Here is a 16,780-nt window from a genome sequence, read left to right as displayed (position 1 = left end):
CGGCCCCAACCGGTTGGTTGGGAACGAGGTTACCCCGCGACCTGGTTCACCACGTTGACCAGGTCGCGTCCGTCACGAAGCCGTTCGCAGTTGTCGACGGCGAACTCCAGGTAGCGGCGCATCGTGTCGGCGGTGTACCAGGTGACGTGCGGCGTGAGCACCACATTCGGCAGGGTGAGCAGCGGATTGTCGGTAGGGACCGGCTCGGCGGAGAAGACGTCGAGGCCTGCGGCCGCCAGGCCGCCGGAGCGCAGCGCGTCGACGAGCGCCGCCTCGTCGACGATCGGGCCGCGGGAGGTGTTGACCAGGATCGCGTCCGATTTCATCGACGCCAGCGCGTCGCGTCCGATCAGTCCGCGGGTGGCCTCGGTCAGCGGAAGATGCAGCGACACGATGTCGCTGTCAGCCAGCAGCGCGGACAGCTCGCGCCATCCCGGCTCGCCGTCATCGCGGGTGCTGGTGTGCAGCACGTCGGCGCCGATGGCCACCAGGATGCGTTCGACCTGCTTGGCCACGTTGCCGTAGCCCACGAGGCCCACCGTGCAGCCGCCGATGTCACGGACGGTCTCGCCGAGTGTGGGGTCGGACGGCCAGCCCTTGCCGGCGCGGGTTGCCCGATCGAGCTCAGGCAGCCTGCGGAGCGCGGCGAGCATCAGCAGCAGCGTGCCCTCGGCCACCGACGGGGCGTTCGCGCCCGGCATGTTCGCCACGGCGATACCGCGCGCCGTCGCGGCGTCGACGTCGATGGTGTTCACCCCGGCGCCCAGCTTGTGGACGAGTTTGGCCCTCGTCGCCCTGGCGAGATCGTCACCCGAAAGAGGCCGCAGCACATGCCAGATCACGTCGGCGAGGGGCAGCTCCCGGTAGAACGTCTCGTCGTCGTCTTCGGCGCAGTATCGAACGCGGAGCCAATCCGCTTGAGGGGCAAGGAAATCGATGACCTTGTCGCCCGGGACGAAGTGGGCGAGAACGGTCACCAGCGGCGCGTGATCCACTTCGCGATCGTATCCGCCTTCTCCGACCGCGATCCCGGCGTCGTGAAGTAGTGGTCGGTGTCCATCGAGTGCATCGTCTTGTCCGTGCTGCCGAGTGCGTCGTAGATGCGTCGCGCGTCGGACGGGAACACGCCGGTGTCCTGTTCGGCGTTGATGACCAGGGCGGGACAGTCGATACGAGCCAGGTGCGGCTCGGCCCGCGTCTGTGCGTGCCGCAGGCTCCACATCCCCAGCCAGTTGCGCAGAGTGCAGGCGGCCGCGATGCCGTGGGTGGACCGGTTGGCCTTGGCGGGGAGACCGGCGTAACACATGTTGGCGGGGCGCTTCGTGGGCTCCAGCGAGGGGTCGACCATGCGCGGATCGGCCCACGTGCGCATCACCGTGAACGGGCGGTCGGAGAATCCGGCGGCGCGCACGCGAAGCAATTCGTCCTCGGCCCAGTCGGTGATGGCGTCGTTGCGCGCGATCTGGGCGGTGCGATAGCGCTTCACAAAGTCGGCATCATATGCCGGACCATTGCGCTCGTTGAACAGGTCGAGATCGGGATCGGTTGCCACAGCGTCGGTTTCGTCGACAACCGAGGCGTCCATCCATGCGGTGAGCACATCGGGGCGTCCGGGGTGCGCGGCGCTGGCGATGTAGCCGTCCGCGGGCGGCAGATCGTCGAGACCGGCTGCGGGGCGCATGCCTTCGAGCGGCGTGACATGGCTGTCGACGGCGTTGGCCTGATAGGCCGCCATCAGCGACCCGCCGCCCGAATTGCCCAGCAGGATCACGGTTTCGATACCCTGCGACTCGCGCAGCCAGCGAACACCGACACCGATGTCGACGAGGGCGTGGTCGAGCAGGAAACTGCTCTCGAAACCCCGGAACCGCGTGTTCCAGCCGAGGAAGCCGATGCCGCGGGTGGCCATGTAGTCGGCGAGATAGTGCTCGGAGAAGTCGATCTGATAGTGGGTGGCGATCATCGCGACCTTGGGTTTGCGTCCCATCCCGCGGTGGTAGAGGCCCTGACAGGGGTGCCCGCCCGAACCTGCGCGCCGCGCCGTGGTCGAGTCGAGGCCGACGAATTCCCTGGTGACGCCGGGTGCTTGGGGGGCGGTGGTTCGGCTCATGGGTTCCGGTCTCCCGGTGGTTGTGGTCCGGCAGAAGATGTCGTCTTGATGATCCGAAAGTGGACCTGATGTTAGATTCAGTTCCTGCCCCGTGGCCAGACTTTTGGTCTTCCAGGAAGGCGCGATGATGATCAAGCCGCAGAACACCAACACAGAATTCGAGTTGGGCGGCATCAACCATGTCGCGCTGGTGTGTTCGGACATGGCGCGCACCGTCGACTTCTACAGCAATGTGCTGGGCATGCCGCTCATCAAGTCGCTCGACCTGCCGGGGGGGATCGGGCAGCACTTCTTCTTCGACGCCGGCAACGGTGACTGTGTGGCCTTCTTCTGGTTCGCCGACGCGCCGGACCGCGTACCGGGTATCTCGTCGCCGGAGGCGATCCCCGGCATCGGGGACATCGTCAGCGCCGTCAGCACGATGAACCACCTCGCGTTTCACGTGCCGGCCGAGAAGTTCGACGAATACCGGCAGCGGCTCAAGGCCAAAGGCGTGCGGGTGGGGCCGATTCTCAACCACGACGAAAGCGCGGCGCAGGTGTCGGCGACCGTGCATCCCGGTGTGTACGTGCGGTCGTTCTATTTCCTGGATCCCGACGGCATCACGCTGGAATTCGCCTGCTGGACCAAGGAATTCGGCGAGAGCGACACACAGGCGACGCCGCGGACGGCGGCGGATCGCCGTATCCCGGTCTAGTCGCGGTAGAGGGCGGGGTCGGCGAGCTGATCGATCAGCGCGCCGAGCTGGGTGGCCAACTGCGCCGGGGTGAAGGCGAGGTCGCCCGCAAGCCACGCGCTGAGCGTCTGCGCCACGCCCCCCACGACGAAATGCCCCGCGGCCTTGAGGCGGTCGTTCTGCTCGAGCCGTAGGGCACTCCCCGCGTGCTGGCCCGACAGCAGTGCGAAGAGTGCACCTGATTCCGCCCGCTTGCGGACCACCACGGGGTTGTCGAGATGGGCGCTGAAGAGCAGTCGTCCGACGCGGATGTCGCCGGAGATGGTGCGCACGATGTTGGCCATGCCCTCCCGGCTCTGTTCCCGGGCGGGTGCGGCGGCCACCGCGGCCTGCGTGGTGGCCGCGATATCGGCGATGACCCAGTCGAAGACGGCGCCGACGAACATGTCCTTGTCGGTGAAACTCTCGTAGAAATATCGCGCCGCCAAGCCGGATCGGGCGCAGATGGCCCGCACGGTGAGGTCGGCAGGGTGCGGATGCCCGCCCAGCAGATCCAGGCCGGCTTCCAAGAGCCTGCGTCGGCGCTCGGCGACCCGCTGCGGTGCCTCTACCCCGCGGTACGGACGGACCTGGGCCATAGCTCCCATATTGACACCTGGCTCACGGCGGGAGCAATATCAGGAAACGGGCGTTCGCACATTTGGCGGGCGCAGAGCGCGCCGTCGCCGAGAGGAGCACCATCCGATGACGCTGAACGAGTCGGTCGACGCACCGGAACCGCAGGTTCAGCAGCCCCCGGGCGGCGCCGGTACCCGGTCGCGCAAGCCGGCGCACGCCGACGACGGAATGCTGGGTCTCGGCCTGCTCGCCGGCCCGGCCAACGTGATCATGCAACTGGCGCGTCCAGGCGTCGGGTACGGAGTGTTGGAGAGCCGCGTCGAGAGCGGCCGCATCGATCGGCATCCGGTGAAGCGGGCCCGCACCACATTCACCTACCTCGCGGTGTCCACCACCGGCACCGCCGAGCAACAGGCCGCGTTCCGGCGGGCCGTCAACGGCGCCCACGCGCAGGTCTTCTCCACCGAGGAGAGCCCGGTCGAGTACCACGCCTTCGACAAGGATCTGCAGTTGTGGGTCGGGGCTTGCCTCTACAAGGGCGTGGTCGACGTGCACCGTCTCTTCGTGGGGGAGATGGACGAGGAGACCGCCGACCGGCTGTACCTGCAGGGTCGCGCGCTGGCCACGATGCTGCAGGTCCCCGAGAGCATGTGGCCTGCCGATCGCGCGGCGTTCGACCGGTATTGGGCTGCCTCCCTGGAAGACGTGCACATCGACGACACCGTGCGGGAGTTCCTCTTCCCGATCGCGGCATCCCGGCTGCGCGGGGTGAGGCTGCCGGCTCCGCTACAGCGGCGCGCGGAAGGACTGGCGCTGCTGATCACCACCGGTTTTCTTCCGCAGCGCTTCCGCGACGAGATGCGGCTGCCGTGGGATCCGCAGAAGCAACGCCGTTTCGACCAGCTGATGACCGTGCTGCGCGCCGCCAACCGCATCTCGCCGCGATTCGTGCGCGAGTTCCCGTTCAACCTGCTGCTCCGGGACCTGGACTGGCGTATTCGCACCGGCCGCCCCCTGGTGTGAGCGGGCCCGTCGGGCCGAACGGGTGCGTCTCGACACTGTGTCTGTGCGATGCTAACTTCAGCGCGAAGTTAGCTTAGCCATACATAATCCACGCAAGGGAGATGGCGGGGGGCCGGCGTCCAGAAGTGGGCAGATGACCCGTCCCGCGACACAGAGTTCATGGACATTAGTGACACCCTCGCGGCCCCGCCCGCTTCGGGCCGCGTCGATCAGGACGTGGTCAGCCGCTTCGCCACGTGCTGTCGCGCGCTCGGACTCGCCGTCCACGATCGTCGGCGTCCGGCCGACCTGACCGCCGCGCGCTCGGGCTTCGCCGCGCTGACGCGCATCGCCAACGACCAGTGCGACGCATGGATCGGGCTGGCCGCATCCGGCGATGTCTCACCGCAGGTGATCGAGGCCATCTGGGAGACATCGCCGGCCACCGCGGGCGTACTGCAACGCCACATCGAGCTTTCACCCGGCGCACTCGGCTTCACCTATGACAGCGGCCTGTACCTGCAGTTCCGGGCCGCCACGCCTGACGACTTCGCCCTCGCATACGCCGTTCGACTGTCCGACGCCCACCGCTACGAGGAGGCCGACGAACTGGTCAGCGCCCTTCTCGCTCGGCGCCGCGACTGGCTGGACGCCCGTTGGGTACGCGTGGCGATCTTCTACCGCACGTCCCGCTGGTCCGACGTCGTCCGGATGCTGACGCCTCTGGTCACCGACCCGACGCTCGACGAGACGTCCGCGCATGCCGCCCGCATCACGCTGGGCATCGCCCTGGCTCGACTGGGCATGTTCGCCCCGGCACTGTCGCACCTCGAGCGTCCCGAGGGTCCCGTTGCCGTCGCCGCCGTCGACGGCGGACTCGCCAAGGCGCTGGCGCTGCGCGCCCAGGGTGAGGACGACGAAGCCCAGCAGCTGCTGCAGGAGCTCTACGCCGCTGACCCGGAGAACCCGCAGATCGAAGAAGCGCTGTTGGACACCAGCTTCGGGATCCCGACGACGACGGCCGCGCGCATCGAGGCGCGAAGCAATCCGTGGGACCCGGAGACCGAACCGGGCGAGGCGGATTTCGTCGATCCCGGCGCGAAGGACCGCAAGGCGCACCTGCTCGTCGAGGCCGAAGCCGAACTCGCCGAGTTCATCGGGCTCGAGGAGGTCAAGTACCAGGTGGCGCGCTTGAAAAGTTCGGTGGCGATGGCGATCAGGCGCCAGGAGCGCGGTCTGACGGTCGCGCAGCGCACCAATCACCTGGTGTTCGCCGGGCCTCCGGGTACCGGCAAGACGACGATCGCGCGCGTCGTCGCCAAGATCTACTGCGGCCTCGGCCTTCTCAAGAAGGAGACGGTCCGCGAGGTGCACCGCGCCGATCTGATCGGTCAGCACATCGGCGAGACCGAGGCCAAGACGAACGCCATCATCGACAGCGCGCTCGACGGGGTGCTGTTCCTCGACGAGGCGTACGCGCTGGTGTCGACGGGAGCCAAGAACGACTTCGGCCTCGTCGCGATCGACACCCTGCTGGCGCGCATGGAGAACGACCGCGACCGGCTCGTCGTCATCGTGGCCGGTTACCGCAAAGACCTCGACGCGTTCCTCGACGCCAACGAGGGTCTGCGCTCCCGCTTCACCCGCAGCATCGACTTTCCGTCGTACTCACCGAAAGAGCTCGTCGAAATCGCCACGCGCATGGCCGAAAAGCGCGATTCGCGCTTCGAGGAAGCGGCCCGCTCCGACATGGAGAAGCTGTTCGCGCACCTGGCGGCGTCCTCGACTCCGGATGCCAACGGTGTGGAGCGCCGCAGCCTGGACATCGCGGGCAACGGCCGCTTCGTCCGTAACCTCGTCGAGCGTTCCGAAGAGGAGCGCGAATACCGGCTGGATCATTCGGAATCCGACGATTTCACCGACGACGAGTTGATGACCATCACCGCCGGTGACGTCGGCAACTCGGTCGCGCCTCAGCTGCGTGGCCTCGGCCTGTCGGTGCCCGAATGAGCGGCCCAGACGGCGAACGCCGTTCCTTCACCTCGCGGACGCCGGTCAACGAGAATCCGGATCGGGTCGGATACCGGCGGGGCTTTGTCACCCGCCACCAGGTCACCGGCTGGCGATTCGTCATGCGCCGCATCGCTTCCGGTGTCGCCCTGCACGACACCCGGATGCTCGTCGACCCGTTGCGCACACAATCGCGCTCCGTGCTCGTCGGCGCGCTGATCCTGGTGACCGGGCTGGTTGGCTGCTTCCTGTTCTCCCTGATCAGGCCTGCCGGCGATGCGGGCACCGATTCCGTTCTGGCCGACCGTGATACGGCGGCCCTGTACGTCCGGCTGGGCGATCAACTGCACCCGGTGCTGAACCTGACCTCGGCGCGGCTGATCACGGGCAGGCCCGACAACCCGGCGATGGTGAAGAGCAGTGAACTCGACCAGTTCCCGCGCGGGAACATGCTCGGTATCCCCGGCGCCCCGGAACGCATGGTGGCCGACGAGGGCCGTGACGCGCACTGGACGGTGTGCGACGCGGCGACCGGAAGCGTCACCGGCGTCACGGTGATCGCAGGTCCGCCCGCCGAGGGTGGCGAGCGCGCAGCGGCACTTCCAACAGGGCACGCGGTGCTCACCGAGAACGAGGGCAGGACCTGGCTGCTGTGGAACGGCAGGCGCAGTCCCATCGACCTCGCCGACCGCGCCGTCACCGGCGGTGTCGGGATCGGCGTGGACATTGCCGCGCCGCAACCCATCGCCTCCGGTCTGTTCAACGCGATCCCGGAATCGTCCGCGCTGGTCACACCGGCGATCGTCGGGGCGGGCTTGCCGTCGGATCTCGGCCTGCCGGAACCGTTCCCGGTGGGTTCGGTGGTCGTCGCCTACGACACCAACGGCTCGGCCGACACGCTGAGGCACTACGTCGTGCTGATGGAAGGCCTGCAGCCGATTTCGCCGGTCGTCGCGGCCATTCTGCGTAACAACAATTCCTGGGGCCTGGCGCAGCCGCCGCGACTGGAGGCCGACGTCGTCGCCCGCACCCCGGAGGCCTCCGAGATCGACACCGATGCGTACCCGGCAGAGCGTGTCACCCTTGTCGACACCGCGACCGAACCGGTCATCTGCGCCGCGTGGGCGGAACCCGAAGGCGCACAGACCAGTTCCCTGACCCTCCTCTCAGGAGCCGCTCTGCCGATCGCCGAAGGGCTGCGTACCGTCGCGCTCGTCAGCGCCGGCACCCCGGGCGGACCCGCCAACCAGGTCGCACTGCCCCCTGGTACCGGCTACTTCGTCGACAGCAGCGGATCGCTGTTCTGGGTGAGCGACATCGGCGTTCGCTACGGCATCGATTCAGGCGAGACGGCAGAGGTGCTCGGCCTCACCTCCGCACCGCTGCCGATCCCGTGGTCGGTGCTGTCCCAGTTCGCCGCGGGTCCCACGCTGTCGCGCAGCGACGCGTTGCTGGCCCACGACACGCTGGCGCCCAACCCCGCGCCGGCTCGAGTGGAGCAACTCACTCCTTTGGAGAACCCATGAGCAGGCTGATCTTCGAACACCGCAGGCGGGTTCCCGCACCGGTGGTTCGCAAGGGCACCATCACCATCGAGCCGCCGCCCGAACTTCCCCGGGTGGTCCCGCCGTCGCTGCTGCGCCGCGCGCTGCCGTACCTGATCGTCATCCTCATCGTCGGGATGATCGTCGCGCTCGTTGCGACGGGCCTGCGGCTCATCTCGCCGACCACCTTGTTCTTCCCCTTCGTGCTGCTACTGGCGGCCACCGCCCTCTATCGGGGCAGCGACAACAAGATGCGCACCGAGGAGGTCGACGCCGAGCGCGCCGACTATCTCCGGTACCTGTCGGTCGTCCGGGACAACGTGCGGGCCCATGCCGACGAGCAGCGCGCCGCCCTCGACTGGTCGCACCCCGAACCGGCTGCGCTGGGGAGTATTCCGGGCACCCGCAGGCAGTGGGAACGCGATCCGCACGACGCCGACTTCCTGGTGCTGCGTGCCGGTCTGCAGGATCAGGCGCTCGGCGCCACGCTGCGCGTGAAGGACACCGCCGACGAAGTCGACCTGGAGCCGGTGTCGCACACGACGCTGCGCGGCCTGCTCGACACCCAGCGCACCCTGCACAACGCCCCCGCGGGCATCGAGCTGACCCGGGTGTCGCGCGTGACTCTGCTCGGTGACGACAGCGAGGTCACCGGGGCGCTGCGCGCGTGGATCGCTCAGGCAGTGACGTGGCACGACCCGTCGGTACTCGGAATCGCCTATGCCGGAGCAGGGTTGGAAACCACCTCGTGGTCGTGGCTGAAGTGGCTGCCCCACGTCGACGTGCCAGGTCGTGTCGACGGTGTCGGTCCGGCGCGCTACCTGGCTTCCGACGCGGCGGAGCTGCGCAGGATGCTCGCGCCTGCACTGGCCGAGCGGGGCGCCTTCACCGGGGACGGCGCGACCAGCGCCAAGCACCTGCTCATCGTGGTCGACGATCCCGACGCCGACCCCGACGACTTCGTCGGCCGCGGCGTGGCGGACGTGACTTTGATCCATCGCTCGATGCGCGAACCGCACCGCGAGCAGTATTCGGACCCCGAACGACCGATCCTGCGGATTGCGGGCGGCCGGATCGAGCGCTGGCAGAACGGAAGCTGGGCCGCCTACATCGACAAGGCCGACCGGCTCGGGTCCGCCGACGCCCGGCACATCGCGCGCCGGCTGTCGCGGTGGGACTCCAATCCGAGCCACGGCCGGTCCACGACCACCAGCGGGGCGACGTTCACCACGCTGCTGGGCATCCCCGACGCATCGGCGCTCGACGTCGCCGCACTGTGGGCGCCGCGCAACCGAGACGACGAGCTGCGGGTTCCGATCGGTGTGACGTCGACGGGCGAGCCGCTGATCTTCGACCTCAAGGACGAAGCCGAAGGCGGCATGGGACCGCACGGACTGATGATCGGCATGACGGGCTCGGGTAAGTCGCAGACGCTGATGTCGATCCTGTTGTCGTTGCTGACAACTCATTCCGCCGACCGGCTGATCGTCATCTACGCCGACTTCAAGGGCGAGGCGGGCGCCGACATCTTCCGGAACTTCCCGCAGGTTGTCGCCGTCATCTCGAACATGGCCGAAAAGCGTTCGCTGGCCGACCGATTCGCCGACACCCTTCGCGGCGAGGTCGCACGCCGCGAACAGCTGCTCAAGGAGAGCGGGCGGCGCGTGCAGGGCAGCGCGTTCAACTCGGTCACCGAATACGAGAACGCCCGGCTTTCCGGGGCAGGAGATGCCGCCGACCTACCGCCGATCCCGACCCTGCTGGTCGTGGCCGACGAGTTCACCCTGATGCTGGCAGAGCACCCCGAGTACGCCGACCTGTTCGACTATGTTGCGCGCAAGGGCCGCTCGTTCCGCATCCACATCCTGTTCGCGTCTCAGACGCTCGACGTCGGCCGGATCAAGGACATCGACAAGAACACCTCGTACCGGATCGGCCTCAAGGTCGCGAGCCCCAGCGTGTCCCGCCAGATCATCGGCGTCGAGGACGCGTACCACATCGAATCGGGCCGCGACCACAAAGGCGTCGGCTTCCTGGTCCCCGCGCCGGGCGCCCTGCCGGTCAAGTTCCGCAGCACCTACGTCGACGGGATCTACGAACCGCCGCGCGTCGACACATCGATTGTGGTGCATGCGATTCCCAAGCCTCAGCTGTTCAACGCCGGCTGGGTCGACCCCGAGCCCGACACGGTCATCGTCGACGACGGAGCCGATGTCGAGGTGCTGCCGCCCCGCAAGCTGATCGCCACGATCGGCGACCAGCTCGCGCAGTACGGACCCCGCGCGCCCCGGCTGTGGCTGCAGCCGCTCGACGAGCCGATCCCGCTGCGCAAGGTGCTCGAGAATTCCGGTGTCTCGCCACGCCAGTGGCGGTGGCCGCTCGGTGAGATCGACCGGCCCTTCGACATGCGCCGCGACCCGCTGATCTTCGACGCGACGTCCGCGGCCGCCAACATGGTCATCCACGGCGGTCCGAAGTCCGGAAAGTCCACGGCGCTACAAACTTTCGTGCTGTCGGCAGCGGCGCTGCACGCTCCCGGCGACATCACGTTCTACTGCCTGGACTACGGCGGCGGCCAGCTGCGCGCGCTCGACGGTCTCGCGCACGTCGGCAGTGTGGCCTCACCGCTGGAGCCGGAACGGATTCGGCGTACGTTCGGTGAACTCGAACAGCTGCTGCGGGCCCGCCAGCGCCACGGAGCGGCGACCGGGAACAGCGACAGCGGCTCCGGATACCAGGACGGCTACGGCGAGGTCTTCCTCATCGTCGACAACCTGTACGCGTTCAGCAGGGACAACACCGACACTTTCAACACGCGAAACCCGCTGCTGTCCAAAGTGACCGAGCTGGCCAACACCGGAATGCCCTACGGCATCCACGTCGTCATCACGACCCCGAACTGGCTCGAGGTGCCGCTCGCGATGCGCGACGGGCTCGGGCTGCGGCTGGAACTGCGACTGCACGATGCCCACGACAGCAATGTGCGCGTCGCCCACGGAAACAACACAGCGCTGCGCCGGCCCGCGGAAAGTGTTCCAGCCGACCAGCCGGGACGCGGCCTCACGATGGACGCCGAGCACTTCCTGTTCGCGCGCCCCGCTGTGGATTCGATTCCGGCGCTCAACGCCCGGTACCCCGGGCAGAGCGCACCGCCGGTCCGGCTTCTGCCGACCAACCTCTCGCCGAGGGCGCTCGGGTCGCTGTACCCGGCCCCCGAGCGTGTGGTCGTCGGCCAGCGCGAAGAGGACCTCGCGCCCGTCGCGGTCGACTTCGCCGACAATCCGCTGATGATGGTGTTGGGCGACACCAAGACCGGTAAGACGACGCTGCTGCGTCACCTGATCCGCACCATCCGGGAAAACTCGCGGAGCGACCAGGTCGCGTTCACGGTGATCGACCGGCGGCTGCAGCTCGTCGACGAGCCGATCTTCCCCGACAACGAGTACACGCCCAACGTCGACCGGATTCTGCCCGCCATGCTCGGCCTGTCCTCGCTGCTCGACAAGCGCCGTCCGCCAGCGGGTCTGAGCCCGCAGGAACTCAGCGGGTGGACGTACCGCAACGGCGGCATTAACGGCAATGGCAATGGAGATGGCGCCGGCAACCATCTGCACTACCTGATCATCGACGACGTCGACCAGATCCCCGACGGTCCCGCGATGAGCGGTCCCTTCGCGGGGCAACGGCCGTGGACATCGGTGATCGGGTTACTGGCCCAGGCGTCCGAACTCGGCCTGCGGGTGATCGTCACCGCCCGCGCGGCAGGCTCGGCGCACGCCGTCATGACGGCGCCGCTGCTGCGGCGGCTCAACGACCTGCAGGCGACCACGCTGCTGCTGTCGGGAAATCCACAGGACAGCGGCAAGATTCGAGGCCACCGGTTCAGCAGACTTCCTGCAGGCCGGGCCATGCTGCTCGACGACACGGACACCCCCGCGTTCGTCCAACTCGTCAACCCCCTCGCCGACGAAGGGGCGACCGCGCAATCCGGACCCAGTGGAAAGGAATACAGCTGATGACACTGCGAGTAGTTCCCGAAGGTCTGACGGCGGCCAGCGCCGCCGTAGAAGCGCTCACCGCGAAGATGGCCGCTGCCCACGCGGCGGCTGCCCCCGCGGTGACCGCCGTCCTGCCACCCGCCGCCGACGCGGTATCGCTACAGACCGCAACCGGTTTCAGCGCCAGCGGTTCGCAGCACCAGGCGGCGGTGGCCCAGGGCGTCCAGGAATTGGGCCGTTCCGGGCTCGGTGTCGCCGAATCCGCCGCCAGCTACGCCGGCGGCGACGCGATGGCCGCGTCGACCTACCTGATCGCCCGCGGGGTTTAGATGACAGCCCCCGTCTGGATGGCGCTGCCGCCCGAGGTGCACTCGGCGTTGATCAGCAGCGGCCCCGGCCCCGGGTCGCTGCTGGCCGCAGCGGCCGCCTGGCAAGGTCTCAGCGCGGAATACGCCACCGCGGCAGCTGAACTCACCACGATCCTGGCCGGCGTGCAGTCGGGCGCGTGGGAGGGCCCGAGCTCGGAACAGTACGTCGCCGCACACACCCCGTACCTGACGTGGCTGGCCCAGCAGAGCGCCAACAGCGCAGCTGCGGCAGTTCAGCACGAGACGGCGGCAGCCGCCTACTCCACCGCGCTGGCCACGATCCCGTCCATGCCGGAACTCGCTCTCAATCACACCACCCACGCCGTCCTCGTCGGCACGAACTTCCTCGGTATCAACACGATCCCGATCGCACTGAACGAAGCCGACTACGTGCGGATGTGGATCCAGGCCGCCACCGCGATGGCGACCTATCAGGCCGTGTCCGGGGCGGCGCTCGCCGCGACGCCCGCGTCGACCCCGGCTCCCTTCGTGCTGAAGCCCGGAGTCGGGGAAGCAGGCAGGGCAGCCGCCGACTCCTCCGCGCTGGCCGCGCAGCCGATGGCCGCCGATGCCGGTTCGGCACTGAGTGTTTCGGGGATCATCGAGGACCTGCTGAGGTTCTACGGCGAGATCCTGCGCTTCCTGTTCGAGCCGATCATCAGGTTCTTGATGGATCCGATCGGCAACACAATCCAGCTGATCACCGACTTCCTGACGAACCCTTTCCAAGCCCTGATCACATGGGGGCCTTTCCTGTTCGCCGTCGTGTACCAGGTCGTCTCCTGGGTCGGCGCCTCGATCCTCTACCCGTCGCTGTTCCTGCTGCCGCTGCTGATCACCACGCTCGCGATCGTCGCGGGCGTGCTGGAGCGCCTGCTCGAGCTCTTCAACACCCCGCCCGCTGAAGAGCCTGCCGAGGAGCCCGCCGCGGAACGACCCGCGCCCACCCGCGCCGAGCAGTCCAACCCGCCTCCTGTGATGTCCGCGCCGCCTGCCCCCGGCACGGCCCCCGTTTCGCCGAGCACCGTCAGCACCGGGACGGCGCCTGCGTCGGGGACGGCCGCGACCGCCGCCGCGCCGTTCGTGCCTTACGTCATCGCGGGCCGCGATCCCGGCGAGGGCTTCTCGCCGACGGTGCGCGACACGACGAGCGCGAAGGCGCCCGCGTCGGGCATTCCCGCCGCGGCGTCGGGCGTGGCCGCCTCGGCAGCGGAACGACGCAAGCGCCGTCGCCGTCAGAAGGACGAGATCAAGGGCCGCGGCTACGCCGACGCCTACATGGATTACGAAGAGCCCGACCAGGGACCGCCCGTCGCGGCGCCCGAGCCCCGCGTCACCGCATCCGCTCGCGGTGCCGGGCCCATGGGATTCTCCGGAACCGTCTCGAAGGACACCGAGGAGGCCGCCGGCCTGGCCACGTTGGCCGGCGGCACATTCGGCGGGGGACCCAAGGAGCCCATGCTGCCGGGTTCATGGGATTCCTCAGAAGAACCAGATGATCGAGAGAACCACCACAACAGAGAGGAAAACCCATGAGCCTCTTGGATGCTCATATTCCGCAGATGGTCGCCTCGGAGGCGGCGTTCGGCGCCAAAGCGGCACTGATGCGGAGCACCATCGCCCAGGCCGAGGGTGCTGCGCAGTCCGCGCAGGCCTTCCACATGGGCGAGTCGGCAGGCGCGTTCCAGGCCGCGCACGCCCGCTTCGTCGAGGTTTCGGCGAAGATCAACGCGCTGCTCGACATCGCGCAGGCCAACGTCGGTGACGCCGCGGGCTCGTACGTCGCCGAGGATGCCACCGCCGCCAGCAACTACCCCGTCGTCTGATCGGAACAACTCGTATGTCGCAGATCATGTACAACTACCCGGCGATGCTCAACCACGCGGGTGAAATGGCTTCGTACGCAGGGGCATTGCAGGCCATCGGTGCCGACATCGCCGCCGAGCAGGCCGCGCTCAGGAGCGCCTGGCAGGGCGAGACCGGTATGACCTACCAGGCCTGGCAGGCGCAGTGGAACACCAGCATGGAGGAACTGGTGCGGGCCTACCGCGCCATGGCGAGCACGCACGAGATGAACACCACGTCGATGGCCGCGCGCGACCAGGCCGAAGGCGCCAAGTGGGGCTGACAGGTATCAGTGCGCGCTAATGCAGTCGAGCTGAACGCCGACTCGGCCTGGTTTCTCGCCGACATCCTCGGCGCGGGGTCGTATCCGTGGGTGCTGGCGGTCACGCCCGCCTACAGCGACCTGTCGCAGCGTGGGGCTTTCGAGCGGAACCAGGTCGAGCGGTTGACCCGCGCCGGGGTGCTGACCGCGGACCGGGTCATCGATCCTTCGGTGGCTCAATGGATCCGGAAGGTATGCAGGCCCACGCAATGGCTCGAGCTGCGATTCGTGGGTGCACGCGGCGCGATGTTGCGCGGCATCGTCGCGCGTGACGGGTCGGGCACGGTCGTGGCGCTGCGCAGCGGGGGACTGATCACCTTCACCGCGATGGACATCGACCATCCCCAGGCCCTGGTGCCGGCGCTGACGGTCGGGCTGTCCGGACGCGCGCCGGCCAGATTCGAAGGGTTCTCGCTGCCCGCGCGGGTCGGCGCCAAAGCCGACCACCAGATCCGCACCGGCGCTGCGGTTCACGAGCTCCTCGACTACCTGGGAATCCCGGCCGGCGCGCGCCCCGTCGTGGTGGCGGCGTTCGAGCAGCCCCGGACTTACGTCGAGATCGTGGCCGGCGAGCACCGCGACGGGCATCGGGTGAGCACCGATGTCGGCGTCAGCATCGTGGACACCGAACTCGGTCGGGTTCTGGTGAGTCCATCCAAGGCATTCGACGGAGAGTGGATCTCCACCTTCGCCCCGGGGACCGCGCCGGCGATAGCAGCGGCGGTCGAGCGCCTCAGCGCCGCACTGCCCGACGGCCCATGGTTTCCCAACCATGCGCTGACCCGAGACTTCGACGAACGTACTGCTGAGAGAGAAGAAGATAGATGCCAGAGTCTGCTCTGAGAACCAACAACGCGTTCGGTGCGGTGATGCCGATCGTGCGCGTCGCCGTGCTCACCGCGACGGAAACCGACGGCGAGCCCGACGGCAGCGGCCGGCTCACCGAGATCGCGTTGCCTGCGCAGCTCCCTCTGCGGGAGATCATCCCCGCGGTGCAGCGCATCGTCGCGCCCTCGGATGAAACGGCCGGCGCGGCTGAGCTCGTGAGTCTCGCGCCGATCGGCGGGGCGCCCTTCAGCCTGGATGCGACACTGAACACGGTCGGTGTCGTCGACGGCGATCTCCTCGCACTGCAGCCGATACCTGCCGGGCCGCCCGCTCCGCGCATCGTCGAGGACATCGCCGATGCCGCGATGATCTTCTCGGCCGAGCGTGAACGGCCTTGGGGCACAACGCAGATCCAGCGGGGGGCGACGCTGGCCGTCATCGGCCTGATCCTCGCCGCGACCGCGCTGGCCGTCGCCCACCGGCTCGCCACCGATTCGATGTTCGGGCTGTTCGCGGTCAGCGGCGTCGCTGTCGCCGCGGTGCTCGGGGCGCTTCTGGCCAGGGCGGGCTCGCCACGGCTGGCGACTGCGCTCGCCGCGGCCGCACTGCCCTCGGTCGCCGCAGCCTTCGCGCTCGCAGTGCCCGGCGAGTTCGGTTCGTCGGGTGTACTCCTTGGCGCCGCGGGGGTCGCGGCGTGGTCGATCATCAGCATCACCGTCGGGGAGCGTGCGATCGCGCTGTTCACCGCCGCCGCGGCGAGCGCGGTCGGTGTCGCGCTGGCCGCCGCCGCTGCGACGCTGTGGACGCTGGATCCGGTGAGCATCGGCAGCGCACTGATTCTGGTGGCTCTGCTGATCACCGTGCAGGCGGCTCAGCTGTCGGCGATGTGTGCGCGCCTTCCCGTCCCGGTGATCCCGGCCCCGGGAGACCCGACGCCGTCGGCCCCGCCCCTGCGGGTGCTCGAAGACCTGCCCCGTCGGATCCGTGCCGGCGACGCGCATCAGACCGGTTTCATCGCCGCGGGTGTGCTGTTGGCCGTCACCGGTTCGGTGGTCGTGCTGTGGCCTTCGATCACCGGTGACGGCACGGTGTCGCCGTGGACGTGGTATCTGGTCGCCGCCACCGCGATCGCCGCCGCCCTGCGGGCTCGGGTGTGGGATTCCGCCACCTGCAAGGCATGGCTGCTGACCCACCCCTACCTGCTCACCGTCGTGCTTCTGGGACTGTTCGCGTTATCGGGACAGTACTCCGCGGCATGGGTCACGTTGGCCGTGCTGGCTGTGCTGGTGGTGGCGTGGGCCATCGTGGCGCTGAATCCGCGCGTCGCACAGCCCGATACGTACTCGTTGCCCATGCGCCGCCTGCTCGGGTTCGTCGCCGCGGGACTCGACGCGTCGGTGATCCCGGTGATGGCCTACCTGGTCGGCCTGTTCACCTGGGTCCTGAACGGGTTCTGACG

General features: G+C 68.5%; 14 protein-coding genes. 11 read left to right on the top strand and 3 right to left on the bottom strand.

What is annotated here, in order from left to right; all coding sequences use genetic code 11:
• Positions 1-29 precede the first annotated feature (29 nt).
• Complete coding sequence (locus ACAG24_RS11900) at positions 30-977, bottom strand: 2-hydroxyacid dehydrogenase (protein ID WP_370473505.1); 948 nt, start codon at positions 975-977, stop codon at positions 30-32.
• Positions 974-2,110 (bottom strand): alpha/beta hydrolase, encoded by a 1,137-nt coding sequence (locus ACAG24_RS11895; protein ID WP_370473268.1) that lies wholly within the window; start codon positions 2,108-2,110, stop codon positions 974-976. Before ACAG24_RS11895 ends, ACAG24_RS11900 begins: the two co-directional genes overlap by 4 nt.
• Before the next feature lie 127 nt (positions 2,111-2,237).
• Between ACAG24_RS11895 and ACAG24_RS11890 the strand changes: the two genes are divergently transcribed.
• Complete coding sequence (locus tag ACAG24_RS11890; RefSeq protein WP_370473504.1) at positions 2,238-2,807, top strand: VOC family protein; 570 nt, start codon at positions 2,238-2,240, stop codon at positions 2,805-2,807.
• Here ACAG24_RS11890 and ACAG24_RS11885 read toward each other — a convergent pair.
• Positions 2,804-3,433 (bottom strand): TetR/AcrR family transcriptional regulator, encoded by a 630-nt coding sequence (locus ACAG24_RS11885; RefSeq protein ID WP_370473267.1) that lies wholly within the window; start codon positions 3,431-3,433, stop codon positions 2,804-2,806. The genes ACAG24_RS11890 and ACAG24_RS11885 overlap by 4 nt on opposite strands.
• Before the next feature lie 97 nt (positions 3,434-3,530).
• On the opposite strand from ACAG24_RS11885, the gene ACAG24_RS11880 reads away from it, so the two are divergent.
• From ACAG24_RS11880 to eccD, 10 genes are all read left to right on the top strand, one after another.
• The gene (locus ACAG24_RS11880; RefSeq protein WP_370473266.1) at positions 3,531-4,427 is read left to right on the top strand and encodes an oxygenase MpaB family protein; all 897 of its coding nucleotides are present in this window, start codon (positions 3,531-3,533) and stop codon (positions 4,425-4,427) included.
• 159 nt (positions 4,428-4,586) lie between these two features.
• Positions 4,587-6,416: a type VII secretion AAA-ATPase EccA gene (gene eccA / locus ACAG24_RS11875; RefSeq protein ID WP_370473265.1), complete on the top strand. Its 1,830-nt coding sequence runs from the start codon at positions 4,587-4,589 to the stop codon at positions 6,414-6,416.
• Positions 6,413-7,942, top strand: a complete 1,530-nt coding sequence (gene eccB / locus ACAG24_RS11870) for a type VII secretion protein EccB (protein ID WP_370473264.1) — start codon at positions 6,413-6,415, stop codon at positions 7,940-7,942. The genes eccA and eccB overlap by 4 nt, the downstream gene beginning before the upstream one ends.
• On the top strand, positions 7,939-11,976 hold the full coding sequence (eccCa, locus tag ACAG24_RS11865) for a type VII secretion protein EccCa (protein ID WP_370473263.1): 4,038 nt from the start codon (positions 7,939-7,941) through the stop codon (positions 11,974-11,976). Before eccB ends, eccCa begins: the two co-directional genes overlap by 4 nt.
• Entirely contained in the window at positions 11,976-12,287 is a 312-nt protein-coding gene (locus tag ACAG24_RS11860; protein ID WP_370473262.1) for a PE family protein, read from the top strand. Before eccCa ends, ACAG24_RS11860 begins: the two co-directional genes overlap by 1 nt.
• Entirely contained in the window at positions 12,288-13,862 is a 1,575-nt protein-coding gene (locus ACAG24_RS11855) for a PPE family protein (RefSeq protein WP_370473261.1), read from the top strand.
• On the top strand, positions 13,859-14,152 hold the full coding sequence (locus ACAG24_RS11850) for a type VII secretion protein EsxS (protein ID WP_370473260.1): 294 nt from the start codon (positions 13,859-13,861) through the stop codon (positions 14,150-14,152). The genes ACAG24_RS11855 and ACAG24_RS11850 overlap by 4 nt, the downstream gene beginning before the upstream one ends.
• Positions 14,153-14,166: 14 nt before the next feature.
• Positions 14,167-14,454 (top strand): WXG100 family type VII secretion target, encoded by a 288-nt coding sequence (locus ACAG24_RS11845; RefSeq protein ID WP_370473259.1) that lies wholly within the window; start codon positions 14,167-14,169, stop codon positions 14,452-14,454.
• 9 nt (positions 14,455-14,463) lie between these two features.
• Complete coding sequence (locus ACAG24_RS11840) at positions 14,464-15,336, top strand: ESX secretion-associated protein EspG (protein WP_370473258.1); 873 nt, start codon at positions 14,464-14,466, stop codon at positions 15,334-15,336.
• Positions 15,318-16,778, top strand: a complete 1,461-nt coding sequence (eccD, locus tag ACAG24_RS11835; protein WP_370473257.1) for a type VII secretion integral membrane protein EccD — start codon at positions 15,318-15,320, stop codon at positions 16,776-16,778. Before ACAG24_RS11840 ends, eccD begins: the two co-directional genes overlap by 19 nt.
• Positions 16,779-16,780 lie beyond the last annotated feature (2 nt).

Origin of the sequence: Mycobacterium bulgaricum (assembly GCF_041287165.2) — a bacterium.
Taxonomy (GTDB): domain Bacteria; phylum Actinomycetota; class Actinomycetes; order Mycobacteriales; family Mycobacteriaceae; genus Mycobacterium; species Mycobacterium bulgaricum.
Note: the sequence above shows the minus strand (reverse complement) of the source record. Positions and strands in the feature narration are given on the sequence as shown.

Coding starts and splice junctions, on each gene's coding strand:
- ACAG24_RS11895 (WP_370473268.1), bottom strand. CDS start 2,110: ATGAGCCGAACCACCGCCCCCCAAGCACCCGGCGTCACCAGGGAATTC.
- ACAG24_RS11890 (WP_370473504.1), top strand. CDS start 2,238: ATGATCAAGCCGCAGAACACCAACACAGAATTCGAGTTGGGCGGCATC.
- ACAG24_RS11885 (WP_370473267.1), bottom strand. CDS start 3,433: ATGGGAGCTATGGCCCAGGTCCGTCCGTACCGCGGGGTAGAGGCACCG.
- ACAG24_RS11880 (WP_370473266.1), top strand. CDS start 3,531: ATGACGCTGAACGAGTCGGTCGACGCACCGGAACCGCAGGTTCAGCAG.
- eccA (WP_370473265.1), top strand. CDS start 4,587: ATGGACATTAGTGACACCCTCGCGGCCCCGCCCGCTTCGGGCCGCGTC.
- eccB (WP_370473264.1), top strand. CDS start 6,413: ATGAGCGGCCCAGACGGCGAACGCCGTTCCTTCACCTCGCGGACGCCG.
- eccCa (WP_370473263.1), top strand. CDS start 7,939: ATGAGCAGGCTGATCTTCGAACACCGCAGGCGGGTTCCCGCACCGGTG.
- ACAG24_RS11860 (WP_370473262.1), top strand. CDS start 11,976: ATGACACTGCGAGTAGTTCCCGAAGGTCTGACGGCGGCCAGCGCCGCC.
- ACAG24_RS11855 (WP_370473261.1), top strand. CDS start 12,288: ATGACAGCCCCCGTCTGGATGGCGCTGCCGCCCGAGGTGCACTCGGCG.
- ACAG24_RS11850 (WP_370473260.1), top strand. CDS start 13,859: ATGAGCCTCTTGGATGCTCATATTCCGCAGATGGTCGCCTCGGAGGCG.
- ACAG24_RS11845 (WP_370473259.1), top strand. CDS start 14,167: ATGTCGCAGATCATGTACAACTACCCGGCGATGCTCAACCACGCGGGT.
- eccD (WP_370473257.1), top strand. CDS start 15,318: ATGCCAGAGTCTGCTCTGAGAACCAACAACGCGTTCGGTGCGGTGATG.